The organism is Pseudomonas sp. LS2P72, from assembly GCF_054897865.1.
This window is the reverse complement of sequence record NZ_CM142708.1, coordinates 2661008-2685774: the sequence shown is the minus strand read 5'-3', so window position 1 is coordinate 2685774 and position 24767 is coordinate 2661008. Positions and strand designations below refer to the sequence as shown.

Here is a 24767-nt window from a genome sequence, read left to right as displayed (position 1 = left end):
TTTCGGCGAATGGCCGGCAGCGCGTGTAACCACTTCCGGGCGGCCATGGTAGACCTCTGAGGCGATTATGGTAACCGCCCACGGTCGATAAACCACCGTCCGTCCTCCCGAACCCGCCAAGTTGTTAACAGGTGCTTGACTTCTCTTTTTGAATCAGTAACATACACGTCATTCCGCGATAGCTCAGTTGGTAGAGCAAGTGACTGTTAATCACTGGGTCCCTGGTTCGAGTCCAGGTCGTGGAGCCAGACAAGGTTCCAGAGAAAGCTTCTAAAATCTCTGAAACCACCGAAAAACCCGCCTTCTGGCGGGTTTTTTCGTTTTGGCCCTCCGTCGGATTCCGGTGGGCCAGGGTTCAACGACGCGCGGCAGATAATCCGCCAAACACCGTTCTTCCCTGGAGCCAGTTGGCCGGAGCCTCGAAGGGCGCAGCGGGATCAAACTGTTGAGTAATCTGGGCCAACGAGCTCATATCGATTTTCCTTTTTGAGACGATCCAGGCACGCAGGTATCAAGCAACATGAGTGTTCGCTGCAAGCTCATGCGCGGGCTCAGGCTTGATCTTGAACCAGAGGGCGTACATCGCTGGCAGGAACACCAGGGTCAGCACGGTGCCGGCAAACGTACCGCCAATCAGCGTGTAGGCCAGCGTTCCCCAGAACACCGAATGGGTCAGCGGAATGAACGCCAGCATCGCCGCCAGTGCCGTGAGAATCACTGGCCGTGCACGCTGCACAGTGGCTTCGACCACCGAGTCATAAGGCGACAGACCGGCTTGCTTATTGGAGTGAATCTGGCCAATGAGGATCAGCGTGTTGCGCATCAGAATCCCTGACAAGGCTATCAGTCCCACCAAGGCGTTGATCCCGAACGGCTGCTGGAACAGCAGCAGAATTGGCACCACACCAATCAGGCCCAAAGGCGCGGTGGCGAACACCATCATCATTGCCGACATCGAGCGCACCTGAATGATGATGGTCAGCAACATCAGCGCAATCATGATCGGGAACAACGGTAGCAATGCCTTGTTTGCTTTACCCGACTCCTCGATCGCGCCGGCAAACTCAATGCGGTAGCCCGCCGGCAGTTTTTCGATGATGGGCTGCAACTGCGCTATCAAGGCGTTGGAGACATCGGGGGGCTGAAGACCTTCAGCCACGTCACCGCGCACGGTTATTGTCGGCGTACGATCACGCCGTCGCAGGATGGGCTCTTCCATGCGCACATCCACCGCCCCTACCTGGGACAGCGACACGCGCTGGCCTTGGGCGCCGGTCAGCGTGAAGGCGGCAATTTTCGACGGATCCAGACGGGTTTCCCCCGCCGAACGAGCCACCACCTGAACCGAGCGAATGTCCTCACGCACCTCGGTGACAGGCACCCCCGTGAGCAGGAATTGCAGCTGTTGCGCGACGTCGGTCGAGGTCAAGCCGAATGCTTGCAGGCGATCCTGATCCAGCGTGAGATGAAGCGCCGGTGTGCGCTCGCCCAAGTCAGTGTTGACGGTTCTCATCTGGGCGCTGGCGGTCATGACTGCACGTACCTGCGCGGCGATATCTCGTAGCACCGCGGAGTCGGCGCCCATCACCCGAAAGGCCACCGGATACGGTGAATAAGGACCAAATACCAACTGTGTCACCCGCACCCGAGCTTCAGGCGCCAAGCCATCGGCCGCCGCTTGTCTGAGGCGGAGCTTGAGCGCCTCACGCTCTTGCTGACTCGCGGTCAGGACGACGATTTTTGCGAAGGATGGATCGGGTAGTTCAGGGGCCATCGCCAAGTAGAAGCGCGGCGCGCCCTGGCCAATGTAAGCGGTGACGATCCTGGCCTCCGGCTGCTGAGCCAACCACGCCTCGACCTTGGCCGCCGCCACATCAGTCTGTTCGATAGAGGTGCCATAAGGCATCTGCACCTCAACCAGCACCTCAGGTCGGTCGGACGTTGGGAAGAACTGCTTGTTGACCACGCCCATGCCCAGAATCGCAACAACAAACAAGCCCACGACGGATGTCGCCACCAGGCCTTTGCGGCGGATAACACTGCCCAGCAGGCGCCTGAAACGCTGGTAGTTCGGCGTACCGTAAATCGCCGTATGCCCGCCTTCAGGCACCTCGATCTGCGGCAGCAGTTTGACGCCCAGGTAAGGGGTAAACACCACGGCCACCACCCAGGAAGTGATCAGCGCAATGCCAACGATCCAGAACATGTTCGCGGTGTACTCACCAGCGGTCGACTTGGCAAAACCGTTGGGCATAAAACCGATCGCCGTCACCAACGTCCCCGACAACATCGGCGCGGCCGTGTGGCTCCAGGCATAAGCGGAGGCCTTGATTCGGTCATAGCCCTCCTCCATCTTCACCACCATCATTTCAATGGCAATGATTGCGTCGTCCACCAGCAGCCCCAGCGCCAGAATCAACGAGCCCAGGGTAATTCGATCGAAGTCTTTGCCCGTGGCCGCCATGACAATGAACACGGCCGCCAGGGTCAGCGGCACCGCCGCGGCAACCACAACGCCGACACGCCAGCCCATGCTGAGAAAACACACCAGCAGCACCACGCCCAAGGCAGCAAAAAACTTCACCATGAACTCATTGACGGAGGCGTCAATATTCACCGCCTGATCCGTGACCTTGGTCAGGCTCATGCCCAAAGGCATCTGCCCGTTGATCGCTGTCGCCTCGGCCTCCAGCGACTTCCCCAGATCCAGACCGTTCCAGCCATCGCGCATGACCACGCCGAGCAACAATGCGGGCTCGCCATTGTTGCGCACCAGGAACTTCGCAGGGTCCTCATAACCGCGCTTGACCTCAGCCACATCGGACAACTTGAGGGTTCTGCCCTGCACTGTCAGTGGGGTATTACGAATCTTCTGCAGGTCATCAAACGCGCCATCCAGGCGGATGAAAACCTGCGGGCCCTTCGCTTCAACTGAGCCGGCCGGCGTTATCATGTTCTGCGTGTTCAACGCACTGAAGATGTCTCGTGCGGAAATGCCCAGTGTCGCCAAACGCTCGTAGGACAGCTCGACAAAAATGCGCTCGGCCTGTTCACCGATGATGTTGACCTTCTTCACACCCGCCACATGCAGCAGACGCTGGCGCAAGCTCTCGGCTTCGCGCACCAACAGACGTTGCGGCTCGCCCTTGGCCTTGAGCGCATAGAGCGCGAAGGTGACATCGGAATACTCATCATTGACCATCGGGCCGATCACCCCGGACGGCAACCCCTTCTGCTCATCCAGGATTTTCTTGCGCGCCTGGTAAAACTCCTCCTGGACGGCTGAGGGTGGCGTGCTATCGAGCAGATAAACCGTGGTGAACGCCAAGCCGGGCCGGGTAAAGGTCTCGGTCCGATCGTACCAACGCAGTTCCTGCATGCGTTTTTCCAGCTTTTCTACCACCTGGTCTTGCATCTCCTGGGCCGTCGCCCCAGGCCAGGCGGTGACCACCGTCATTTGTTTAATGGTGAATGCGGGGTCTTCCGCACGCCCCAGTTTGAAGAAGGCGTACAACCCACCCACAGAAATCAGCAGGATCAAAAACAGGGTGATCGAGCGCTCGCGTACGGCCAGCGCCGAAAGATTGAAGCCGCTCATCGACTCACCTCAACCACTGAATTTTGCGGAGCATCGGCGAGTTCAGTCCTGACCTTCTCTCCCTCACTCAGCAAGTGAGCACCCAATGCGATAACACGATCACCCACCTGCAGATCACCCGTCACGCGCACGCTGGCCTCGTTATTCAGGCTGCGAACCTTGACCGGGCGCCATGCCACCTGCTCAGGTTCCCCGCCCACCAGCCAGACACCCGGGCCTTTACCCGCGTCGTAGAGGGCCCCTATAGGCACCTGTAATTCCTTGGCATCAGCAACCTCCGTGTCAGCGATAACCACTGAGATCGTCGAACCCAGGGTGGCATTGGAGAGTTCCCCCTCCAGCACATAACGCGCTTCAAACGTTCGGGTCTGTCGGTCGGCAGAGTCGGACAACTGGCGTAAACGCGCTTTACCTGCAGTCTGGTGCTGGCCGTAAAGCTCAACCGTCGCCGCAGTGCCCAACGCAGGACGGAGCGTCTCGGGCAACTGGATCACCGCCTCGCGCTGCCCTGAATGGGCAACACGCACCACCACCTGACCGGCACCAATCACCTGCCCCGGCTCAGCCAAAGTGTCCACCACAACCCCATCAGCATCCGCCAGCAACGTCGAATAACCGGTCGCGTTTTTCGCCACATCAGCCTGGGCCTGGGCCGCATTGAGTTGGGCTTTCGCCGAGTCGGCAGCCGCTTTGAACCCTGCGTAAGCTGAAGCAGATACCGCTCCGACGGACACCAGGTCACGGTAGCGACGCTCATCATCGGAGGCCTGCCGGGCTCGGGCCATAGCGGCCAGCACCGATTCCTGTTGCGCCTTCGCGGTCAGTGTCAGGTCGTTGGCATCGATGCGCATGATTGGCTGCCCACGCTTGACACTCTGTCCAGAGTCCACCAAGCGCTCCAAGACTTTTCCAGGCACCCGAAAACCGAGATCGCTCTGAACTCGAGCCGCGACGATACCGGTGAATACCCGTGCCGCAGGCGCGGAGGGCTGAACCACGCCGATGCGAACCAAGGGCACTTGAAGGCGAGGATCGGCAGGCGTGGCCTCGTTGCAGGCCGTCAGAGCAAGCGGCAATACGACAATGAAAATGAGTGACATGCGGTGGCGCTGGATCATAAAGACCTCTCGGTAGCGAATGCACCATGCTTATTCAAGTGACCATTTCTGTCAATAGTCACTACCGAGACGAATGAACATCGCCCACTTGATCAGGGCAAAGCAAAGAGGCTTGATATCCAGTTTTTTCAGACGCACACGCTGGTACGGATGCGTAGCGCATCCGTCAGCAGAGGTTTAAGGCATCAGGCTGCGCAGAACAAGATTGGAGATGAGAGAAGGGGCTTCTTCAACAAAATCGAGGTTGTACTGCAATAGCAGAGGATTGATGAAGGGCCGCAGAGCGAGATGAATCGCCTCTACCGTCTCGTCCAGCGGTGTCTTGCGCTCAAACTCGCCGAGCTCTCGCCCCTCACGCACGATTTGCAACACAAAGTTCTTGATCTGAGCGTCATAGACTTGCGAGCTCGGCCAGCGCTCCGACGCGGAGAACGCCGCGATGTCATAGAGTTTACGGTCGTTAAAGAACAGGCTCACACCTGTAGCGATCAGGGTTTTGACCAATCGCCGAAAACGCTCAGTCTGGGAGATGCCGTCTGCATTGATGGCCTGCTCCACAGCTGCAACGATTTCCGTCAGGCAATTGGTACAGATAGCGTTACCAATCGCCTGCTTGGATTCAAAGAACTTGTAGATGTAAGCCTTGGAAAAACCGATGGCCTTGGCGAGGTCAGAAACCGTTGTTTTGCCGTAACCGTACTGACTGAAATGTTCGTTGGCCGCCGCGACAATCTGGTTTCGAATGTCGTGATCGGCTGGGCCACGGGCGCTGGGCGAAGAAACGGATGGCTGATTCATGCGAGCAGCTTACTCATCCCTACGGTGGTTGACAACTTGTGACCAACTTTAAAAAACGTCACAAATCAACCCTTTCGCAGGTATTGCATGCACCTCCTTGGTTTTTTATAAAGTCAAAAGATCGTCCGAGCGCGGCCCTAACCTGCGGCAGCTCCACATGGGAATCGCGCACACCCGTGATTCATCGGGCGAACACAAATTCTGTAGGAGCTGCCGCAGGTTCGGGCCGCGTTCGGACGATCTTTTGATCCTGCGGCTATAAACCGTCAGACATGCTCACTGCTTTTCGCATGGATGGGGTGGTGCTCGTCTGATGCATGAGCCACCTCCACCACCGGAATCTCATTCCCGTCGCAGTCACGCAGTTTGCCTTCGCTGAAATAATCCCCTTCGCGCAACGCTGCCAGATCCTGATAACGCAGGACTCGTTCAGTGCCGGCTGCGAACACCGACTGTTGATCCGAGTTACCGGCAGTGAGGTGGTTGAAGGCCAGGTTCAGCACGATGGCCATTATCGCCGACGAGCTGATGCCCGAGTGGAAGATCGTGGCGAACCAGCTTGGGAAATGGTCGTAGAAGCTCGGCGCAGCGATGGGGATCATGCCGAAACCGATGGAGGTGGCGACGATGATCAGGTTGACGTTGTTGCGGTAGTCGACCTTGGACAGCGTACGAATACCGCTGGCCGCCACGGTGCCGAACAGCACGATACCGGCGCCGCCGAGGACAGAGGTCGGTACAGCGGCGATGACGCGACCCATAAATGGCAGCAACCCGAGGATCACCAGAAACAAACCGCCGGTAGCCACCACGAAGCGACTCTTGATCCCGGTCACCGCCACCAGCCCGACGTTCTGGGCGAACGCGCTCTGGGTGAAGGAGCCGAAGATCGGCGCGAACATGCTCGACAGCATGTCGGCACGCAGGCCGTTGCCCAAGCGTTTGGAGTCGACCTTGGTGCCGATGATTTCACCGACGGCGAGGATGTCGGCCGAGGTTTCCACCAGGGTCACCATGACGACGATGCACATCGACAGGATCGCGGCGAAATGGAAGGTCGGCATGCCAAAGTGGAACGGCGTCGGAAAACCGAACATCGGGCCTTGAGCGACAGACGAGAAGTCCGCCATGCCAAGGAACACCGCGATCACTGTACCGATGACCATGGCCAACAGGATCGATAAACGCGAGATGGTCGCGCTGCCGATCTTGCTCAACAGCAGCACCAGCACCAGCGTCACCGCCGCCAGACCGATGTTCGCCATGCTGCCGAAGTCCGGGGCATGGCTGTTACCGCCCATGGCCCAGCGTGCGGCCACTGGCATTAGCGTCAGGCCGATGGTGGTGATCACAATGCCCGTGACCAGCGGCGGGAAAAACTTGGTGATTCGAGAGAACACCGGCGTGATCAGCAGGCCGATCAACGACGCGGCAATCACTGCCCCGAGAATCGATTGAAATCCGCCCTCCCCGCCACTGCTGACAATCGCCACCATCGTCGCGACACCAGAGAACGACACGCCCTGTACCAGCGGCAATTGGCAACCGAAAAACGGTAAGCCCAGGGTTTGCAGCAATGTCGCCAGCCCCCCTGCAAACAATGAAGCAGCAATCAACAAACCGATGTCCGCTGGCGAGAGCCCGGCCGCCTGGCCGATGATCAAAGGCACCGCCACGATGCCGCCGTACATGGTCAGAACGTGTTGCAGGCCGTAAGCCATATTCGCGCCGACCCCGAGATTTTCATCCTCAGGCCGTTGGTGTGAAACATGGGGCGTTTTCATGGTTTGGGGGGTTCCCTGGTTTTTGTTGTGCGCACACTGTATGCAAGACTCAGGACAAATGTCTATAGAGTTGTATACAACTAATCAGTCAAATTATGGACACATGGCCATTCAACACCTGAGACTTGCGCCGCACCGTCCCTGATAAACTCTCTCGCTCCGCAGCCCTTGCGGACGATTACGGACATGGAAGCCGCCATCTTGAAAGACCGCTCAGCACTCGAACACCTTGCCCAGATTCTGCCCCTGACCTTTGGCGCGTTTTGCACCGTGGTCGCCGTGCAAGCCTTGGTCATTGCCCTGCCCTATGCCATGGACTCCCCTGACCTGGAGGTTGGCCTCTGGGTTGGCGTCGGCGTCTTTGTGTCTTTTCTGGTCGGTGGCGTGTTCTTCGGCATGGTGCCCGTGCTCGTGGGTTTTACGCCGCTGTACGCCTGGCTCAGCGCCAAGGGTTACGCCAACTGGGTAACTGCCGTGTTGGCTGGAATGGCAATCGCCGGGCTGGTCTGTCTTCACCCTGAATGGCGGTTGCTGTGGATGTTCTGGCTGATCGATGGCGCAGCAGTCGGACTGATCACCCACTGGGCGTGGCGTCGAGTCCAGAAGATCCAACGTGACGCAAAATCACGGACGCTCTCACGACCATGAACACCCTTGAGCGATTTGCCCCGTGGCGGGGCAAGCCCCTTGAAGCCAAAACCTCCCGGCAACATGACGCAAGGCAAGACATGCACTACCTTGATAGAGGTACGCTTTCACTGAGACCACGATAGGACATCGACATGAGCAAGGCTGACCAACTCGCCGCGAAACTGAAGCAAACCCAGCAGTCCAGCGCCGACGAGACACTTCGTGCAGATCACCAAATAGACAGCTGGCCTGCGCAGGTTTACGAGCTGTACCACCTCATCGAAACCTGGCTGGCGCCGCTCAGCGAAGCCGGGCTGAACATCCGGCGAGTGCCTACGCACGTCTTCGAAAGTCATCCTGATGGGGCGACCTACGACTACGCCATCGACCAGTTACTGATTGAAGGCAACCACCACAGCATCACCTTCGACCCCATCGCTCGTTTCACTGAGGATGGTGCCGGGCGGGTCGAGATCCGCACTCACGGGAAAACACTCTCGATGCTGCGAACCGTGAGCAGACATGGCGAGACGCAGTGGTGGCTGCAGGCGATCGATCAATCCGGGCAACAACCGGATGCAATCGCCATGACCGAAGACAATCTGCTGTCGGTGGTGCAGGAGGGCCTGCAGCTGTGAGATTCAGGGCTGTTGAATCAGCCCTTCAATAACCCGGCGCAACGCCGCCTCCCGCGGCACCCGAATGTCGAATTCGCTGCGCAACAAACCCAGCAATTCATCCACATCCGTCACTTGCCGCCGTTCAGTCTCACTGCCGATCCGATGAAGCGCAAAACTGCCGTTGTTCAGCGTGCGGCGCCACCCTTCGCCGGTGCGCGCCACCATCAGCTGTCTGGCGAACGACGATTCGGGATGGGTCGAGACATACCAGTTGCCGACGGCGTAATCGATGTCTTCCTGGCGCTGCAAATCGAAAATGTACATCGCCCGCCATTCGCCGCCAACGTTGGCGCGCAGGGTGTAGCCATCCCCGTGCGGCTCGATGAGATAGGGTTCGTGAGGTGTGAACTGTTCAGCCGGGGTATCGAGCAGCAGCGGCGCGGTGGGCACCATGCCGCCGAAGCCGACGTCAGTGATGTAGCGCACGCCGTCCAGGGTGACCAGGCTCAAGCGGTGTGTACGGGCGGTCCACGCGCCTTCGGGCTGGCCCATGATCACTCGGCCGGAGATACCGCGAGCGTCGAAGCCCAGCGCCTGGAGCAAGGCCAGGAACAGGTTGTTGAGTTCGTAGCAATAACCGCCGCGACCGTCGTGCAGAACTTTTTGCTCGATGGACGGCAGGTCGATGAGCACCGGCTGGCCCGACAACGTGCTGAGGTTTTCGAACGCGAAGACGCCGGTGTGGCGCAGTTGAAGTTGGCGCAGGGTTTCCAGGGTCGGCGCCGGAGGCGCGTCGAAGCCCAGGCGTTGCAGGTACAACGCAAGATTGCTCAGGTGTCGCTCGCTCATTGCTCGGTCCTTATGCAGAGGCCGGATTTCTCCGCCGATGGGCGCCATGTATAAGGGAAAAAGCGTTTCGACTGACAATTGATTTAGCCAATCGCCACACACTTCATCTCAACGCCGCTTGCGCGAACTCAAGCGAATCCACGTCGGCGCATGATCACTCGCGTGGGGCTCGTTGCGAACCCAGGCATCGACTCCGGCCTCCTGCAGATAAGGGCTCAGCGCCGGGTTAAGCAACAGATGATCAATGCGCAACCCAGAGTTTTTCTGCCAGTGCTGGCGAAAATAATCCCAGAAGGTATAGAGCCGATCCTCCGGATACAGATGGCGCAAGGAATCGGTCCAGCCCTGGGCCAGCAGGCGCTGATAACACTCGCGGCTTTCGGGTTGCAGCAACGCATCCTTCAGCCAGGATCGCGGGTTGTAGATGTCGAGGTCGGTGGGCACCACGTTGTAGTCACCGGCCAGCACCACGGGATGCTCACTGGCCTGAAGCGTCTTCGCGTAGTGGATCAGTCGCTCGAACCACGCCAGCTTGTAATCAAACTTCGGCCCCGGCTGCGGGTTGCCATTAGGCAGGTACAGGCAGCCCACCAGAATCCCGTGCACGGCGGCCTCCAGATACCGGCTATGGGTGTCGCTATCATCACCCGGCAGGCCTCGACGACTCTCCAGCGGCTGAGCATCCCGCGCCAGAATCGCCACCCCGTTCCACGAAGACTGACCTTGCCAGAGCGCACCGTAACCCACGGCCTCAAGCTCGGCGGCGGGGAATGCACTGTCGATTGACTTGAGCTCTTGCAAACAGGCGATGTCTGGCTGCTCTCGCTCAAGCCAGGCCAACAAGTTCGGCAGTCGGGCGCGCATGCCGTTAACGTTGAATGTCGCGATTTTCAGGTTCTTCATGTGCCAATGCTCGCAACGCAGGGTCGATATCCAGTTGTGACCGAGGGTGCGTCCCGGCAGTTGCCTCTACGAGCGAATCAGGCGACTAAAGGCGCGCCCCTACACGGGAAACTCCTCATGCGATGCCTTGAGCAACGGCAGCAACGCCTGCTTTTCCATAGGCCGACTCAAGTAGAAGCCCTGCACTTCATGGCACTGGTCCGAGACCAGGAAGTCCAGTTGCTCCAGGGTCTCGACGCCCTCTGCCGTCACGGTCAGGCCCATGGCTTTGCCCAGGTTGATAATCGCCTGCACCACGGCGCGGTCATTGCCGCCGCCGCTCATGGACGAGATGAAACGCTTGTCGATCTTGATCCCGTCGAACGGGTACGTGCGCAAGTAACCCAGGGACGAATAGCCGGTGCCGAAGTCGTCCATGTTCAACCGTACGCCCAGTTCCTTGAGCGCATTCATGGTCGCCAACGCGCCCTCCACATCGATGAGCATCACGTTTTCGGTGATTTCCAGCTCCAGGCGACTGGCCGGCAAACGGGTCTGGATCAATGCCTCCCTGACGTCCTCCACCACATCGCTGCGGGCAAATTGCACAGGCGACAAATTGACCGACACCATCAACGCACCGGGCCAGGTCAGCGCCGTTTCACAGGCTTCGCGCAACACCCAGCGCCCCAAGGGCACAATCAGGTCAGTCTGCTCAGCCAAAGGGATAAACTCGTCGGGGCTCAGCAGTCCCTGGACCGGATGCTGCCAGCGCAACAACGCTTCCACTGAGACTACTTGCTTGCCGCCCATGTTGTAGCGCGGCTGGTAATGCATCACGAACTCGTTGTTCTTGATCGCCCGGCGCAGGTCGTTTTCCAGTTGCCGACGGTGCTGGATCTGATCGTTCATGTGCGGCGCAAAGTAGCACCAGGTCTTCTTGCCGTCGGATTTAGCCTGATACAACGCAATGTCGGCACACCGGATCAGCTCATTGGGAATGTGACCCTGACGCCGGCTCAAGGCGATACCGATGCTCGCGCCGATGTGCAGCGTGTGGTGCTCGTAATGAATCGGCTGCTGCAGGCTGTCGAGCAAACGCTCGCAGAACCGGTCGATTTCGGCGTGGCTGTCCATGCCGTTGAGCACCAGCACGAACTCATCACCACCGAGACGGGCGACCAGATCGATGTCCCGCGTGCACTCGCGCAATCGGGTGGCCACTTCCAGCAGCACGGCGTCGCCGGCCGGGTGACCGAGGGAATCGTTGATCGGCTTGAAGTTATCCAGATCGATCATCAACAGCACCAGCGCCGCCGAATGTTCTTTCTGCGCCAGGGCCTCGTCGAGGAAACGCGCCAGTTTGTTGCGATTCGGCAGCCCTGTCAGGGCATCGTGCAACGACAGATGCTGGATCTGGGCATGGGCGGCGACTTCATCGGTGATGTCACTGGCCGTTCCGCGATACCCCAGCACCGCGCCCTTGCGATGGATCGGCCGTGCCGAAACCCGGCAAATTCGCTGTTGCCCCAATTGATCGCGATAGGAGCAGCGCAAATGGCTGACAGGCTGTTCTTCATTGAGCTTATGCAGCCACAGCGACAAGGGCAGCGTATCGCAATTGAGCAGTTGCCCGATGTCCTGCCCTATCCATTGCTGATCGGAAAAACCGGTAACGGTGGCGAAACGTCCGGAAAGATAAGAGATGCAATGCTTGTCGTCGACTTCCCAGATCCAGTCGGAAGCGGCCTCAGCCACGGCGCGAAAACGTTCTTCACTGGCCTCCAGCGCCTGGTTCGATAAATCGAGGCTGGTATAGCTGGCATCCACGTGCCCGGACGTGCGCAAGACATACCGGAAGAAATAAGCCGTTAACAACACCAGTACCAACAGCGCGCCACCCAATGGCGGCAGCAGCGACCAAAGTAACTGGTGACCCGGTTGCTCAAGTCGGGAAACCAGGCTGTAGCCAGTGCCCGCCAACGCCACGGCTGGCCTGCCGGGCGAGATGGCGCCATCAGGCGCCAGGTTTAAATCATGCAAGCCATAATCGGCGCTCAGGGCACTGAGCTTGTCAGGGCTTAATTGATCGACGAACACCAGCACCGAGGTGCTTTGGGGATCGACCGCCGGCCTTTCGTCATTGGGGACGATCGCGGCAGCCGTCAGCAATGCCGGTTTGCCTTCGAACAGCGTGAACTGGCTGACCGGATCAATGAGGCTTTCCTGACGCTGGACTGCCTCTATCAGCGTCGCCATCGATGCCGAAAGCCAGGTGGTCGCCGCCTCCTGCACCTGCAACCCGCGCACTACTGCGTATTTGGTTTGCTGATGATCGACCACGAAGACGCCATCGTAGTGATCGATGCTGAACAGGGTTTTGCCCAGGTTCTGCTCGACGTAGGCCCATTGCACATCGACCTTGCCGTTCAAATGGTCGTAGGCGGTCGTCCAGTTTGCATAACTGGCGATGTAGTTTTTCGAAGCGGTGATGCGGTTTTCCAGCGCACGCTGGGTGTAGAACGTGGTCTTGGCCAGGTCCTGGGCGTCCAGCCGCCCGGCAATGTTGAACAAGGCCAACAAGGCGATCAGCACACCCAGAACAAACAGCAAGCCGACGACCCACACCAGGTTGCGGGTTATCGGCGTATGACGGGGAGCGGCGACAGTGGTAACGGCGGTCATATCCATGCAGTTGATCCTGTCAATCGGTAGCCTGATCGGGATGCGACGCTCGCAATGCTTTTTTACCGGGCACTCGCCGAACGCTTTACTGACCATAGCAGCCCTGCTGGGCGTTGGTGCCTGGATAACGCAAGTCATTGCCGCTAATGAAGAACCGATGACACAACCATTGCCAATCGACGGCTGCTGCCCTGTAATTACACGCATCCCCCGCGTACCTGTTGATGCCGAGAATGCAGCGAACACTTCGCTTGAATACGCCGCCATCGCTTGTTATCGCGCAAGAAAAGGAAGTCATGACATGCCCCTCATCCCCCAGCACTTCATCCTCCATGAAACCGAACACTGGATCATCAACCACCGCCTCGACTCGGCACTGCCAGGTTACGTGATGCTCGGCGCAGGAGCGAATGCCAACGCGCTCCACGAACTGCCCGAAAGCGCCCTCGCCCAGCTCGGCCCGCTGCTGGCGAAAACTCAACGGATTGTCGAAACGTTGTTCAAACCCAAACGGCTGTACATCGGTCGTTACGGACATATGCCCGGCCATCCGATTCACTTTCATGTGATACCGATCTACGACTGGGTCGAGGATTTGTTCTGGCAGGATGAACGCTACAGAGTGCTAGAGACCTTCTCATTCCCCAACCCGGAAAGCATCACCGATGGTGCCGAGCTGACGCTGTTTGTCTGGCGTGAGTTTTGTGAACGGGCTGATCCGCCGACTGCACCGGGAATGACAGTAGAAGCAGCGATCAGCCACCTGCGTGAGGCTTTTGCTTGAAACGTACGCCGACCACTCGTCAACCAATCGGCACCAACCGCCCTGCCCTTCATACCAACATCAGGTAACGACTCATCTTTGGATACGCACCATGATGATCATCAAAATTTCCTCGCTGTTATTGGCTGGAGTGCTGTCCGCCATGGCCGTCGGCACTTTTGCAGCCTCCGGCGATGGTGCTGATGCGACCAGAACCCAGTCAGGATCAACCGGCGGCTCGACCATGGCGCCCAACAATAACCCTGGCGAACACTCGAGCGACCAAAACGCTAACGGCGGCAATAACGGATCAGGCTCGTCGAGTGGCGGAAATGGTGGCAATGCCGGCAACAGCGGTTCTGGTGCGGGGGGTGGCACGGGTGCGGCGGGCGGTGGAACGGGCGGTGCCGGCGGCGGGACGGGCAGTTGGACGCGTAGAGACAGCCGATGATCGTCGGCTGCTGTCAGTTGGGTGCTACACACCGGCATGTGACCGTCGGCAGGTTCCACTTACCGCTGAACACCTCGGGCTTGAACCTATACAAACGCATGGTCAGATTGAACCTACCCTTCGGCCGTTGACCACGCGAGTGAGCGCTGGAACCTTCCACGTCTTCGCTGTCTGCGCGTCCTTGGGCACGGTCTGCAGCGCTGCTTTGATTTCAGGATCCAGTGCGTCCATGTCGAACGATTTTCCGGGTTCGATACCGATGCGCTTCATCTGCGCCAGGATCGGTTGGTCGGTGATGTGCGCCGGGTGCACTTTGAGCAATTCGGCGGCGTAGGCGAAGTAGTCAGTCGCCGACATGGAGTCGACCTGGACCTTGGGCGGGGTCTTCATGTCCACGGTCAAGTCGATTTTCACGCTGACCGGTTCGGGGCTTTTGCCCAGCCGGGACAAGGGCGTCACCGTATAGCCAGCCTGAATTTTGTGCACCGCCGCATAATCCGCCGCGCCGGCGGTCTCGGTGCGGCCAATGACCCAGACAAAGGGTGTGGGCGCCGGCAGATGATTCAGTCCGGCAGGCACGGTCCCGGTCCAGTCCGGTGGCGTCACCAGAAACTGCCCCGCTTGTGTACCCGTGGTGCGCCAGCCCGGTGAGGCGAACACATCAGTCCACATGTCGAGCATCGGCAGCACGTAAAAACGCCCGTCCGTATCGGGCGCTGCGATCACCAGCGGTTCTTGGGTCAAGTCCAGCCAGGCAATGGAATACAAGGTGTCGACGTTCGAGCCCGCCACCCCTTTGAAATCTGCCGGTGGATAGTGCGGCACGCTGACAAAGGTATTCATCGGACCTTTACCGAATTCCTCTACCGGTTCGATGTTGGTGAATGGCTTGCGGGTGATGTCCGCGGTCAACAGCGGGTAAAAATAAAGATAGGCATCCACGCCGATGGCGTGTGCTTCTTCGGCTGTGACTTTCGATTGAGCGTGGCTCGCGAGCGGAAAGATGGCGCAGGCTGCAACGGTTAGAGCAACGGCTGTCAATGCTTGAGCAATCAACATTTTGACGATCATCCGTGCGGTGGGGAGGCCTGCCGGGATCGGCAGCGTTACCGCAACTCTAGACGATCAATTGGAGTGGGTCTGACCGGCAGACAGCCGGCTGGCCGAGGTGTTGCGCGGGTGAAACACCCTCTCGAGACACTTCAACGATCCGAACGCATCAGCGCCTCGACCCCCCCCTCCATCGACAACACCGCCGAACGGTTTCGCCCCGAATGCTTGGCTTGATACAGCGCCGCGTCCGCACGTTCGATGAACACTTCCATATTGTCCCGCCCCGTCGGCACAAACGAATAACAACCCAGACTGACCGTCACGATGCCCGAGGGTGAACCGCTGTGAATGATGTTCTTGTCCATGACGCTGCGCCGGATCTGCTCGGCAATCACCATCGCGCCGTGAATGTCGGTGTCGGGCAGCAATACCGCAAATTCCTCACCGCCGTAGCGCACAGCCAAATCGGCTTTTCGATGGCAGCACCCCTTCACCGCCCGCGCCACTTCAGCCAGGCAATGGTCCCCTGCCACGTGGCCGTAAGCGTCGTTGTAGCGTTTGAAATAATCGATATCGAGCATGATCAGGCTCAGCGAACTCGACTGCCGCGCGCCTCGGCCGAACTCGATGTCCAGCGCCCCCTCGAACAGCCGGCGATTGCCCAGGCCGGTCAGGCTGTCGTGGGTCGCGATCAGCTTCAGCGCTTCCTTTGCCTTGCGCAAATCCGCCTCGACCTGTTCGCCGACACGCACCTGATAAAGGAACATCCAGCCGAACAGCCCCACGCCCAACACCACCAGGGCAACGATGACCGTGGAGCGAAACGCCGTGTCGTTCCAATCCTTGAGAATCGAATCCCTGGACGAGGCAGCAGACACGACCAGCGGATAAGCGTCGAGCTGACGGTAGCCATACAACCGCACAACACCATCGACCAGCGAGCTGAACATCGCGTTACCGGAAGGCGCGTTGGGCAGCAGTTTCTCGAAGATCTCGCTCTTGGCCAGTGATGTGCCGATCAGCGATTCCACAAACGGCCGTCGCGCCAGCAGCGTTCCGTCGGTCAAGCCCAAAAACATCGAACCGTTGTCATCAATGCTGAAGCTTTTGAAGAACTGATCGAAGTACGCCATCTTGATGCCGGCCAGCAAGACGCCCTGGAAATTGCCATTCTTGTCGTTCACCCGTTTGGATATCGGGATGATCCACTCGCCATTTTCCCGACTGCGAATCGCCGGCCCGATGTGCGCCAGGGACGAGATGTTCTGTTGGTGGAACTTGAAATACTCGCGATCCGACACACCCGGGCCGCGTGGTAGATTTTCGAAGGAACTAACGATCCACTGCCCCTTCTGGTCGAACAGAAATATCCCGTGCAATTGATTCAGCGCCTGCACCCGCCGGGCGAACGTTTTCTGCAAGCGTGGCTGTTGGGGCGCACCGAAACCGTCAGCCTGAATCCAGTCGGCCAGACTGGTCAGCACCAGATCGGCTTGCATGAAGGTGTCTTCGGCCTGCTGCGCCATGGCCCGCGTCAGGTTTGAAGACGCCACTTGCGCCAATGCCAGGTCATGCCGGCGCGACTGCTCCAGTTGCAAGTAAAGCAAACCGCACAGGCTCAGGCACACGACCGCGATAAACAGCACTGCTGCTTTGCGCAGAGGTAACCGTTTCAACGTGACGCCGGTGGCGTTGTGCGGATCGTGAAGAGGGATAGGCAAAAGCGCGTCCTGTAAGGGTAAGGCATGGGTAACACCCCAAAACCCTTATTTTTTGTGAGCTTAGTCTACGAGGGGGTATGGGGCAAATGTCCTTTGGCTAGTTGCCGCAACAGATCATGATCACCCAAAAAAATGGGCGCCCCGAAGGCGCCCATTTCAATAAAGCCCGAACAACCTTTAAATCAACTTGTCGATCTCATCCAATGTCACCCGGGGAATGAGTTCACCCGGAATCCTTGAGGAACTGGACAAGTTGTAGACCTGAAAATCTTCACTCACGACGTACTTCGACAAGATCTCGAACGACGGCAGGATTCTCGTATAAAAATGCTGATCGAGCATGCAGGGTGAGGCAAACGCATCACCCCCTTCGTAAAAACGGCTTATAGATTGATTCAAGTCGACGCCGACCAGAAACACCTTGGTAAACCCCACGTGATAGGCAATCTGTAAAGCCAGATAAGCCACCGTACGCGCATCAAAAAAGCCGCGTTTAAGATTCTTGCTGAAACCAAGGGTTCTGTTACGGCCATTTCCGAGTTTGCGACTTCTGACGAGTTCTTTATCGGCCCTGAAAACCAGGTCAGTCCAGGAGAGCTTGGGGGCTCGGCCGAGTAAATACAGTTCGCCTTCGGGCGCTACTGCCGTATGCCAAATGTGCTCTTGCCACAGTGCAACCCGCTGACTGATACGCATGGCCTCTGAAAACAGTTCGGGTTGCTGTCGGGAAAAGCCTTGATCCGTACAGGCATAAAAGAACGGCTTGATACCTGTCCCGGAGAACTTGGAAATGGCGCCGTTCATTGTGATCATCGGAACGTCTGCAAACTTTTCCAGCGGAAAATCTTTAGCGGACGCCCCCGAGGCAATAATAAACACGGCACCTTTTTGGATGTTGCGGCACTCATCGAGGTCATGCACATCAAGCATACCTGTGTTGAGTGACGGTTTTTTTTGCGCAACATCCATCTTCAATTCCCTATCCTTTGTCATCGAGCGGTGGCTGTTTTGCATTGTGATAGTTTTCAACGGGTGAGCCAACCTTTTGGCTTCGCCAACCCCGGAATCTGCGACGGAGCGCAAAGGTTGACGCAGAGCGCTTGCATCGTTGGTGCATTGATGAGCTGCCCGTTACATACGGATAGCAAGTCCCGCGTCCTTCACGGCCATTGCCGGTTTTGCCCCGTCGCGACAGTGGAAGTGCCTGCTCGTCGCACATCCAGAACGGGCAATTCCGAAGGCAGATTCAATCCCCGCAGTACTGCGGAATCGTACCCGTAGACATCGGGTTTAAACATCACGCGACCATCGTTACTCAGGTCCACCGTCCAGTAAGCCAACAGCACCGGCACCTTAACGGGAAGCCTGATGTTTTCGGTCTTGCCGTTCGCCAGTTGAGTTTGTATCCCGGCACTGTTCCAACGAACCGGGTCGTTGAACAGTAGTTCAACCAACTGCAACGGGTTCTCCACTCGTATGCAGCCTGAACTGGTGGCACGGCGCGATTGTGCAAACAACTCGCGATGCGGCGTGTCGTGGAGGTAAATCGAATACTCATTGGGAAACCGAATGACCACCTTCCCCAGCGAATTATCCGGCCCGGCATCCTGACGCAGCGTGATACCGCGCGCGTTATTCCAGTCGACGGTCGACGGATCGAGCACATTCCCCTCTCGATCAAGGGCTTTTATACGGTTGGTGGCAAGGTAGCCAGGATCTCTTTGAATCTTCGGCAGCATGTCTTTGACGAGGATCGTTGGTGGCACAGTCCAGGTGGGGTTGAACGTTACATAAGTAATCTCGGATTGGAACACCGGCGTACTGCGAAACGGCTTACCGACCTGAACCCGGGAACGCCATATCGCTTTACCGTCGCGATAAAGCGCCACTTTGTAACCCGCAATATCAACGATGACAAAAGTGCCCTGAAGTTTGTACAACAACCAACGCGCACGCTCCATGTTCACCCGAACCTGGTCTATCCGCGCCTCTACGGGCACATTCAATGCAGCCAGTGTCGCGGCCCCCGCCACGCCATCTGCCCCCAGGTACTGCTCGGCCTGATACTTTTTCACCGCTGCGGTGACGCTGTCATCGTAATCAGTACGTTTCTTGATGGATGGGGCCAGATAGCCACCCACCACCAAACGTGCCCGCAACTGCGCGACAGAAGCGTCGTCCATGCCTGGCTTGAGCGATTGGCCTTCGGCAATCTTCGGCCAACCACCCGCGTCGCGAACCTTGCGCAGTTGCGCCAGGCCCACGCGCAGACTGCGGTAAACCGCCTCTTGTGGTGGCGCTTCGGCGAAAGCGCGCGCCACGTCATGAGCATCGAGCCCGGCGAACAAGTTATTCATGTCGCCACGCGGATCGGCGCCGACAGGGTCGAAATTCCAATGAATGTCCAGACGCGAAGGGTCAACCTTGCCGCGCCGCAATTGCAGCAGCGCCGTGATAAAGGTCCGGGTGGCCGCGATATCGAACGCCGCCCGTTGCGCCACCGTCGGCTCTGCTGCTTGCATCAATGCTCGGGCGTTCGTCAACTCATCAATATGAAAGTCCGCGGGGTCCAAGCCATCGGCCTGGGTCTCGCTCAGGCTTTTCAATAACTGGATGACATCGCTGTCGTTCGCCCAGGCCGAGCGATAACTCCGATGCATGTAAAAATCCATGACCACGCGACTCGGATCCACCCGTCGATGACCACGGGAAGTGAGTAAAGGTGGAAACGCTGAACTCAATGGCTCAAGTGCCGCCTGAATCGTTTGAGCGACGACATCGTCAGGTGCTGCGCCAGTTCTGCTGATGACGGCAGATACCGTCTCAATCGGCGAAGTTTCTGCAATCGCGGCGCCGCTGATCAGAAAGCCCATAAAAAAGACGCGGCTTATGACGAATAACCTTGTTAACTGCCCCATGGATAATCCTTAATCGCCCCGTATTCAACGGCTAGCATCCTGCACACTGCTAGACTCGAAATATTCATGTGAGACTTACATATGGCGCTAGACCGCTTTGGTTTCCTATTCACGGCCCTGCTGCTGACGTCAGTTTCGGTACCGGCAGCCTACGCCGATTCGCTTGCTGCCGCGCTGCTCAAAGCAGCACCAGGCGCCAACGCCAAAGTTATCGGGCTGGCCGTACGCGCTACCCAATGCAGCTTGGCCCAAGGTAAAGCACCTGTCCAAAGACTTGCTGTCATCGACTACTCACTGCCTTCGACCGAACAACGGTTGTGGGTATTCGATCTGAAGAAACGTAAATTACTGTTCCACGAACTGGTCGCCCATGGTCGCAACAGCGGCGAGAACATGGCGGTCAAGTTCTCCAACCAAAATGAAAGCTTTGCCACCAGCCTCGGTTTGTACCGCACCCAGTCGAGCTATGTCGGCCAGAACGGTTACTCCTTGCGCATGGAAGGTCTGGAGCCGGGTTTCAATGACAACGCATTTGAGCGGGCAATTGTTATCCACGGGGCGCCCTATGTCAGTCCGGTTCTTGCACGAGCGAATGGCCGCATCGGTAGAAGCCTGGGGTGTCCGGCTGTGCGGCCGGCGATTGCGCATAAGTTGATTGATTCGATGAAGGATGGGCAGTTGTTGTTTTCTTACTACCCGGATCAACGCTGGTTGAAGTCGTCCTCGTATATCAATTGCGGTGGCGGCACTGTGGCCGCAGCGTCAACGCCCGATACACGCCAATAAATACGGCACGAACCTGACAAAACTGTAATCCCCACCTCAGCCTGCTGAAAGGCAGCGCCCGTTAGCCTCGTTGTCAAGCTCTCTCCACGCTGGCGGACCGGGAAAACGGCATGCATTCCAACACATCAAGACGCACCTTCGTGAAGGGGCTGGCCGCGGGCGGGCTCCTCGGCGGCCTCGGGTTATGGCGCACGCCTGTCTGGGCGGTCACCAGTCCCGGCGAGCCTCAGGTGCTGGCGGGCACCGATTTCGACCTGTTCATCGGCGAAACCCCGGTCAACATCACCGGCAACCCGCGCACTGCGATGACCATCAACGGCGGTATTCCCGGGCCCCTGCTGCGCTGGCGCGAAGGCGACACGGTGACGCTGCGGGTGAAGAACAAACTCAACGCCGACACCTCCATTCACTGGCACGGCATCTTGCTGCCGGCCAACATGGACGGCGTACCGGGACTGAGCTTTCACGGCATCGAACCGGGTGGAATGTACGTCTATCAATTCAAGGTTCGACAGAACGGCACGTACTGGTACCACAGCCATTCAGGCTTACAGGAACAGTCGGGCGTTTACGGGCCGCTAGTGATCGATGCGAAGGAGCCGGAGCCTTTCCAGTACGACCGCGACTATGTGGTGATGCTGACCGACTGGACCGACGAAGACGCCGTCGACCTGATGAAGACGCTGAAAAAACAGTCCGATTACTACAACTACAACAAGCCCACCGTGGGTGATTTCATCCACGACGTCAGCGAGAAAGGTTGGGGTTCCACGGTCGCCGATCGAAAGATGTGGGCCGAAATGAAGATGAATCCCACGGACCTCGCCGACGTCAGCGGCTCAACTTACACCTACTTGATGAACGGCCAGGCCCCGAACTCGAACTGGACGGGCGTGTTCCGGCCGGGCGAGAAATTGCGCCTGCGCTTCATCAATGGCTCCGCCATGACGTACTTCGACGTACGCATTCCCGGGCTGAAAATGACGGTGGTCGCTGCGGATGGGTTGCACGTCAAACCGGTGAGCGTCGATGAGTTTCGCATTGCGGTGGCGGAGACCTTCGATGTGATTGTCGAGCCGACCGAAGCGGCTTACACCTTGTTCGCCCAGTCGATGGATCGGACTGGCTATGCACGCGGCACACTTGCAGCGAAGGCTGGTTTATCCGCGCCGGTACCGCCGCTGGACCCTCGACCGCTGGTGACCATGGATGACATGGGCATGGGCGGAATGGATCACGGCAGCATGGCGGGCATGGATCACAGCGCCATGGCCATGCCCGGCATGCAGTCCCACCCTGCGACGGAAAACAACAACCCGCTGGTGGACATGCAAGCCATGACCACCGCCCCCAAACTCGATGATCCCGGCCTCGGCCTGCGCAACAACGGCCGCCGCGTCCTGACCTATTCCGACCTGCGCAGCACCTTCGAAGACCCGGACGGCCGCGAGCCGAGCCGTACTATCGAACTGCACCTCACCGGCCACATGGAGAAATTCGCCTGGTCGTTCAACGGTGTGAAGTTCTCCGATGCCGAACCCGTGCGCCTCAAATATGGCGAGCGGGTTCGGGTGGTGCTGGTCAACGACACGATGATGACTCACCCGATCCATCTGCACGGCATGTGGAGCGACCTCGAAGACGAGAACGGCGAGTTCATGGTGCGCAAACACACCATCGATATGCCGCCCGGTTCCCGGCGCAGCTATCGGGTGACCGCCGATGCGCTCGGCCGTTGGGCCTATCACTGCCATCTCCTGTACCACATGGAAATGGGCATGTTCCGTGAAGTTCGCGTGGAAGAATGAGGCGCCTGACCATGACCAGACTCACTCCAATCTCATTGGTACTCGTGACCGCGAGCCTGACACTCTCTTCGGCGATGGCCGCCACTGACGACATGCAGAACATGGATCACAGCCAGATGCAGGGCATGGACCATAGCCAAATGCAAAGCATGGACGACGGCCAGATGCAGCCCGCTGCGCCGACTGAAAGCCGCACGCCGATCCCGGCGTTGACCGATGCCGACCGCGCCGCTGTGTATGCCAGTCCGTCCGGCCACAAGGTGCATGACACAGCGCTCAACCATTACTTCCTCGCCGATAAACTCGAATGGCAGGACGCTGACGACGGCAGCACCCTGGCCTGGGATCTCTCTGGCTGGATTGGCGGCGACATCGATCGCCTGTGGTTGCGCTCCGAAGGCGAACGCACCAACGGCAAAACCGAAGACGCCGAAATCCAGGCCCTGTGGGGGCACGCGATCTCCCCGTGGTGGGACGTGGTGACCGGCGTTCGCCAGGATTTCAAACCCGGCGACCCGCAAACCTGGGCCGCGTTTGGCGTACAAGGCATGGCGCTGTACAACTTCGAAACCGAAGCCACCGCCTTCATCGGCGAAGGCGGCCAAACCGCCGCGCGACTGGAAGGCGACTACGACATCCTGCTGACCAACCGGCTGATCCTGCAACCGACCGCCGAACTCAACTTCTACGGCAAAAACGATCCGCAACGGGGTATCGGTTCAGGGTTATCCAACACCGAAGCCGGCCTGCGACTGCGCTATGAAATCCGCCGGGAAATCGCGCCTTACATCGGCGTGACCTGGAACCGCACCTACGGCAAAACCGCCGACTACGCCAACGATGAAGGTGAGGATCGCAGCGAAGCACGCCTGGTCCTCGGTGTTCGCCTATGGTTCTAAAACGCATTAACTCGACAACCAAAAAAACAACCGCTTAAAGCGGTAAGAGGCCTTGCATGCGCATGATTAAAACTACCGCTGTTGCCCTTGGGCTGCTCATGAGCACGCTCGCTCAGGCACACCCGAAACTGCTCTCCTCCACTCCGGCGGAAGGTGCGGATGGCGCGGCACCGAGCAAGATCGAACTGCACTTTTCCGAAAGCCTCATGACCCAGTTCTCCGGCGCAAAACTGGTCATGACGGAAATGCCCGGCATGGCGCACTCCCCCATGCCCATGAAAGCCAAAGTCTCTGGTGGCAGCGATCCGAAAACCATGGTCATCACACCGCTTTCGCCACTGCCTGCCGGCACCTACAAAGTCGAATGGCGCGCCGTGTCTTCGGACACCCACCCGATCACCGGCAACGTCACGTTCAAAGTGAAGTGATTGATGAACGACTCGCTCAGCATTGCACTGCGCTTTGGGTTGTATGTGGATTTGATGCTGTTGTTTGGGCTGGCGCTGTTTGGGCTGTACAGCCTGAAAGAACAGGAGCGGGTGTCAGGGGTGGCGCTGCCGCTTCGGTCGATGTTGACGGGGGCGGCGTTGCTGGGCGTGCTGCTTTCCGTCGCCAGCATGGTGATGATGACGAGCGCCATGAGCGGTGAAACGGACTTTGCCGAGCTGCGTCCGCATATCGAGATGATGGTGTTGGAGACGGATGTCGGGTTGGCCTGCGTCGTGCGCATCCTCGCGCTGGTTATCGCCAGCCTGGCGGTGATGCTCAATCACCGTGCGTCCGGATTCAGCCTGCTGATCGCGTCTTTTGCCGGCGCTATCGCCCTGGCCAGCCTGGCCTGGAGCGGTCATGGGGCGATGGATGAAGGCAGCCTTCGTTATTGGCATTTCATCACTGACATCTTGCATCTGCTGGCGTCGGGGGCCTGGTTCGGTGCGCTGGTCGCGCTTGCCTTGATGGCAAAGATCAACGATCTGCAAACCGAGGAACGCATCAGATTGCTGGCGCGAGCTGTCAGCCGATTTGAATGGGTGGGTGCAGTGATCGTGGCCGTCATCACGGTCACGGGCGTCGTGAATTACCTGTTCATCGTGGGCCCAACGCTCGACGATGTATTGCTCAGCACCTACGGGATTTTGCTGTCCATCAAAATCGCGCTGTTTGCCGGGATGCTAGTGCTCGCCGCGTTGAACCGGTTTCACTTAGGGCCGTTTTTGGAGCGGTCGTTGCGTGAGGGTTTGTATCGGGTGGCCGCGATTACGTTGCGGCGCAGCGTGGTGGTTGAATTGGCGGCGGCGGTGTTGATTGTGGGGTTGGTGGCTTGGTTGGGGACGTTGAGTCCGGAAATGGAGATGAGCGCGGAGTAACGTAAAGGGGCACCACTTGATATGGATCAATGATGGC

The 24767-nt window shown here is 58.5% G+C and carries 19 protein-coding genes, 1 tRNA gene and 1 pseudogene; 10 read left to right on the top strand and 11 right to left on the bottom strand.

The window, feature by feature from the left end; translation table 11 throughout:
- Nucleotides 1-172 precede the first annotated feature (172 nt).
- A tRNA-Asn gene (locus ACYZUA_RS12360) sits at nucleotides 173-248 on the top strand.
- 263 nt (nucleotides 249-511) lie between these two features.
- On the opposite strand, the gene ACYZUA_RS12355 is transcribed toward ACYZUA_RS12360, so the two are convergent.
- The 4 genes from ACYZUA_RS12355 to ACYZUA_RS12340 form a co-directional block, all read right to left on the bottom strand.
- Nucleotides 512-3598 (bottom strand): efflux RND transporter permease subunit, encoded by a 3087-nt coding sequence (locus ACYZUA_RS12355; RefSeq protein ID WP_461963316.1) that lies wholly within the window; start codon nucleotides 3596-3598, stop codon nucleotides 512-514.
- Nucleotides 3595-4716 (bottom strand): efflux RND transporter periplasmic adaptor subunit, encoded by a 1122-nt coding sequence (locus ACYZUA_RS12350; RefSeq protein WP_461963315.1) that lies wholly within the window; start codon nucleotides 4714-4716, stop codon nucleotides 3595-3597. Before ACYZUA_RS12350 ends, ACYZUA_RS12355 begins: the two co-directional genes overlap by 4 nt.
- A 177-nt stretch (nucleotides 4717-4893) precedes the next feature.
- Nucleotides 4894-5514 (bottom strand): TetR/AcrR family transcriptional regulator, encoded by a 621-nt coding sequence (locus ACYZUA_RS12345; RefSeq protein WP_461963314.1) that lies wholly within the window; start codon nucleotides 5512-5514, stop codon nucleotides 4894-4896.
- Nucleotides 5515-5780: 266 nt separating this feature from the next.
- Nucleotides 5781-7298 carry a nucleobase:cation symporter-2 family protein gene (locus ACYZUA_RS12340; RefSeq protein ID WP_461963313.1) on the bottom strand — a complete coding sequence of 506 codons (1518 nt, stop codon included), beginning with the start codon at nucleotides 7296-7298 and terminating at the stop codon, nucleotides 5781-5783.
- Nucleotides 7299-7484: 186 nt separating this feature from the next.
- Here ACYZUA_RS12340 and ACYZUA_RS12335 point away from each other — a divergent pair, with 186 nt between their 5' ends.
- Entirely contained in the window at nucleotides 7485-7946 is a 462-nt protein-coding gene (locus ACYZUA_RS12335) for a hypothetical protein (protein ID WP_461963312.1), read from the top strand.
- Between the two features lie 134 nt (nucleotides 7947-8080).
- Complete coding sequence (locus ACYZUA_RS12330; protein WP_461963310.1) at nucleotides 8081-8566, top strand: hypothetical protein; 486 nt, start codon at nucleotides 8081-8083, stop codon at nucleotides 8564-8566.
- A 3-nt stretch (nucleotides 8567-8569) separates the two neighbouring features.
- Here the strand turns inward: ACYZUA_RS12330 and ACYZUA_RS12325 are convergent, their stop codons facing one another.
- The 3 genes from ACYZUA_RS12325 to ACYZUA_RS12315 form a co-directional block, all read right to left on the bottom strand.
- Complete coding sequence (locus ACYZUA_RS12325) at nucleotides 8570-9397, bottom strand: arylamine N-acetyltransferase family protein (RefSeq protein ID WP_461963309.1); 828 nt, start codon at nucleotides 9395-9397, stop codon at nucleotides 8570-8572.
- Between the two features lie 108 nt (nucleotides 9398-9505).
- Complete coding sequence (locus tag ACYZUA_RS12320; protein WP_461963308.1) at nucleotides 9506-10300, bottom strand: exodeoxyribonuclease III; 795 nt, start codon at nucleotides 10298-10300, stop codon at nucleotides 9506-9508.
- Between the two features lie 99 nt (nucleotides 10301-10399).
- A complete protein-coding gene (locus tag ACYZUA_RS12315) occupies nucleotides 10400-12970 on the bottom strand; it encodes a bifunctional diguanylate cyclase/phosphodiesterase (protein WP_461963306.1) in 2571 nt (856 codons plus the stop codon).
- Nucleotides 12971-13265: 295 nt separating this feature from the next.
- On the opposite strand from ACYZUA_RS12315, the gene ACYZUA_RS12310 reads away from it, so the two are divergent.
- The gene (locus ACYZUA_RS12310) at nucleotides 13266-13748 is read left to right on the top strand and encodes an HIT family protein (RefSeq protein ID WP_461963961.1); all 483 of its coding nucleotides are present in this window, start codon (nucleotides 13266-13268) and stop codon (nucleotides 13746-13748) included.
- A gap of 91 nt (nucleotides 13749-13839) precedes the next feature.
- On the top strand, nucleotides 13840-14178 hold the full coding sequence (locus ACYZUA_RS12305; protein ID WP_461963305.1) for a hypothetical protein: 339 nt from the start codon (nucleotides 13840-13842) through the stop codon (nucleotides 14176-14178).
- 123 nt (nucleotides 14179-14301) lie between these two features.
- Here the strand turns inward: ACYZUA_RS12305 and ACYZUA_RS12300 are convergent.
- From ACYZUA_RS12300 to ACYZUA_RS12285, 4 genes and pseudogenes are all read right to left on the bottom strand, one after another.
- Nucleotides 14302-15237: pseudogene (locus ACYZUA_RS12300) on the bottom strand (DUF1254 domain-containing protein); the annotation flags it as partial.
- Nucleotides 15238-15380: 143 nt separating this feature from the next.
- Nucleotides 15381-16952 carry a sensor domain-containing diguanylate cyclase gene (locus tag ACYZUA_RS12295; protein WP_461963304.1) on the bottom strand — a complete coding sequence of 524 codons (1572 nt, stop codon included), beginning with the start codon at nucleotides 16950-16952 and terminating at the stop codon, nucleotides 15381-15383.
- Nucleotides 16953-17129: 177 nt separating this feature from the next.
- Nucleotides 17130-17921 (bottom strand): lipopolysaccharide biosynthesis protein, encoded by a 792-nt coding sequence (locus ACYZUA_RS12290; protein WP_461963303.1) that lies wholly within the window; start codon nucleotides 17919-17921, stop codon nucleotides 17130-17132.
- A 191-nt stretch (nucleotides 17922-18112) separates the two neighbouring features.
- On the bottom strand, nucleotides 18113-19870 hold the full coding sequence (locus tag ACYZUA_RS12285; protein ID WP_461963301.1) for a L,D-transpeptidase family protein: 1758 nt from the start codon (nucleotides 19868-19870) through the stop codon (nucleotides 18113-18115).
- Nucleotides 19871-19951: 81 nt separating this feature from the next.
- Here ACYZUA_RS12285 and ACYZUA_RS12280 point away from each other — a divergent pair, with 81 nt between their 5' ends.
- From ACYZUA_RS12280 to copD, 5 genes are all read left to right on the top strand, one after another.
- Nucleotides 19952-20656 (top strand): murein L,D-transpeptidase catalytic domain family protein, encoded by a 705-nt coding sequence (locus ACYZUA_RS12280; protein ID WP_461963300.1) that lies wholly within the window; start codon nucleotides 19952-19954, stop codon nucleotides 20654-20656.
- A gap of 110 nt (nucleotides 20657-20766) precedes the next feature.
- On the top strand, nucleotides 20767-22464 hold the full coding sequence (locus ACYZUA_RS12275; RefSeq protein WP_461963298.1) for a copper resistance system multicopper oxidase: 1698 nt from the start codon (nucleotides 20767-20769) through the stop codon (nucleotides 22462-22464).
- 11 nt (nucleotides 22465-22475) lie between these two features.
- Nucleotides 22476-23363, top strand: a complete 888-nt coding sequence (locus ACYZUA_RS12270) for a copper resistance protein B (protein WP_461963297.1) — start codon at nucleotides 22476-22478, stop codon at nucleotides 23361-23363.
- Between the two features lie 56 nt (nucleotides 23364-23419).
- Nucleotides 23420-23791, top strand: a complete 372-nt coding sequence (gene copC, locus ACYZUA_RS12265; RefSeq protein WP_461963296.1) for a copper homeostasis periplasmic binding protein CopC — start codon at nucleotides 23420-23422, stop codon at nucleotides 23789-23791.
- Nucleotides 23792-23794: 3 nt separating this feature from the next.
- A complete protein-coding gene (gene copD, locus ACYZUA_RS12260; RefSeq protein WP_461963295.1) occupies nucleotides 23795-24730 on the top strand; it encodes a copper homeostasis membrane protein CopD in 936 nt (311 codons plus the stop codon).
- The last annotated feature ends 37 nt before the right edge of the window (nucleotides 24731-24767 follow it).

Excerpts from the sequence above, each read along its gene's own strand:
- ACYZUA_RS12355 (WP_461963316.1), bottom strand. The coding sequence starts at position 3,598 with ATGAGCGGCTTCAATCTTTCGGCGCTGGCCGTACGCGAGCGCTCGATC.
- ACYZUA_RS12350 (WP_461963315.1), bottom strand. The coding sequence starts at position 4,716 with ATGATCCAGCGCCACCGCATGTCACTCATTTTCATTGTCGTATTGCCG.
- ACYZUA_RS12345 (WP_461963314.1), bottom strand. The coding sequence starts at position 5,514 with ATGAATCAGCCATCCGTTTCTTCGCCCAGCGCCCGTGGCCCAGCCGAT.
- ACYZUA_RS12340 (WP_461963313.1), bottom strand. The coding sequence starts at position 7,298 with ATGAAAACGCCCCATGTTTCACACCAACGGCCTGAGGATGAAAATCTC.
- ACYZUA_RS12335 (WP_461963312.1), top strand. The coding sequence starts at position 7,485 with ATGGAAGCCGCCATCTTGAAAGACCGCTCAGCACTCGAACACCTTGCC.
- ACYZUA_RS12330 (WP_461963310.1), top strand. The coding sequence starts at position 8,081 with ATGAGCAAGGCTGACCAACTCGCCGCGAAACTGAAGCAAACCCAGCAG.
- ACYZUA_RS12325 (WP_461963309.1), bottom strand. The coding sequence starts at position 9,397 with ATGAGCGAGCGACACCTGAGCAATCTTGCGTTGTACCTGCAACGCCTG.
- ACYZUA_RS12320 (WP_461963308.1), bottom strand. The coding sequence starts at position 10,300 with ATGAAGAACCTGAAAATCGCGACATTCAACGTTAACGGCATGCGCGCC.
- ACYZUA_RS12315 (WP_461963306.1), bottom strand. The coding sequence starts at position 12,970 with ATGGATATGACCGCCGTTACCACTGTCGCCGCTCCCCGTCATACGCCG.
- ACYZUA_RS12310 (WP_461963961.1), top strand. The coding sequence starts at position 13,266 with ATGCCCCTCATCCCCCAGCACTTCATCCTCCATGAAACCGAACACTGG.
- ACYZUA_RS12305 (WP_461963305.1), top strand. The coding sequence starts at position 13,840 with ATGATGATCATCAAAATTTCCTCGCTGTTATTGGCTGGAGTGCTGTCC.
- ACYZUA_RS12290 (WP_461963303.1), bottom strand. The coding sequence starts at position 17,921 with ATGGATGTTGCGCAAAAAAAACCGTCACTCAACACAGGTATGCTTGAT.
- ACYZUA_RS12285 (WP_461963301.1), bottom strand. The coding sequence starts at position 19,870 with ATGGGGCAGTTAACAAGGTTATTCGTCATAAGCCGCGTCTTTTTTATG.
- ACYZUA_RS12280 (WP_461963300.1), top strand. The coding sequence starts at position 19,952 with ATGGCGCTAGACCGCTTTGGTTTCCTATTCACGGCCCTGCTGCTGACG.
- ACYZUA_RS12275 (WP_461963298.1), top strand. The coding sequence starts at position 20,767 with ATGCATTCCAACACATCAAGACGCACCTTCGTGAAGGGGCTGGCCGCG.
- ACYZUA_RS12270 (WP_461963297.1), top strand. The coding sequence starts at position 22,476 with ATGACCAGACTCACTCCAATCTCATTGGTACTCGTGACCGCGAGCCTG.
- copC (WP_461963296.1), top strand. The coding sequence starts at position 23,420 with ATGCGCATGATTAAAACTACCGCTGTTGCCCTTGGGCTGCTCATGAGC.
- copD (WP_461963295.1), top strand. The coding sequence starts at position 23,795 with ATGAACGACTCGCTCAGCATTGCACTGCGCTTTGGGTTGTATGTGGAT.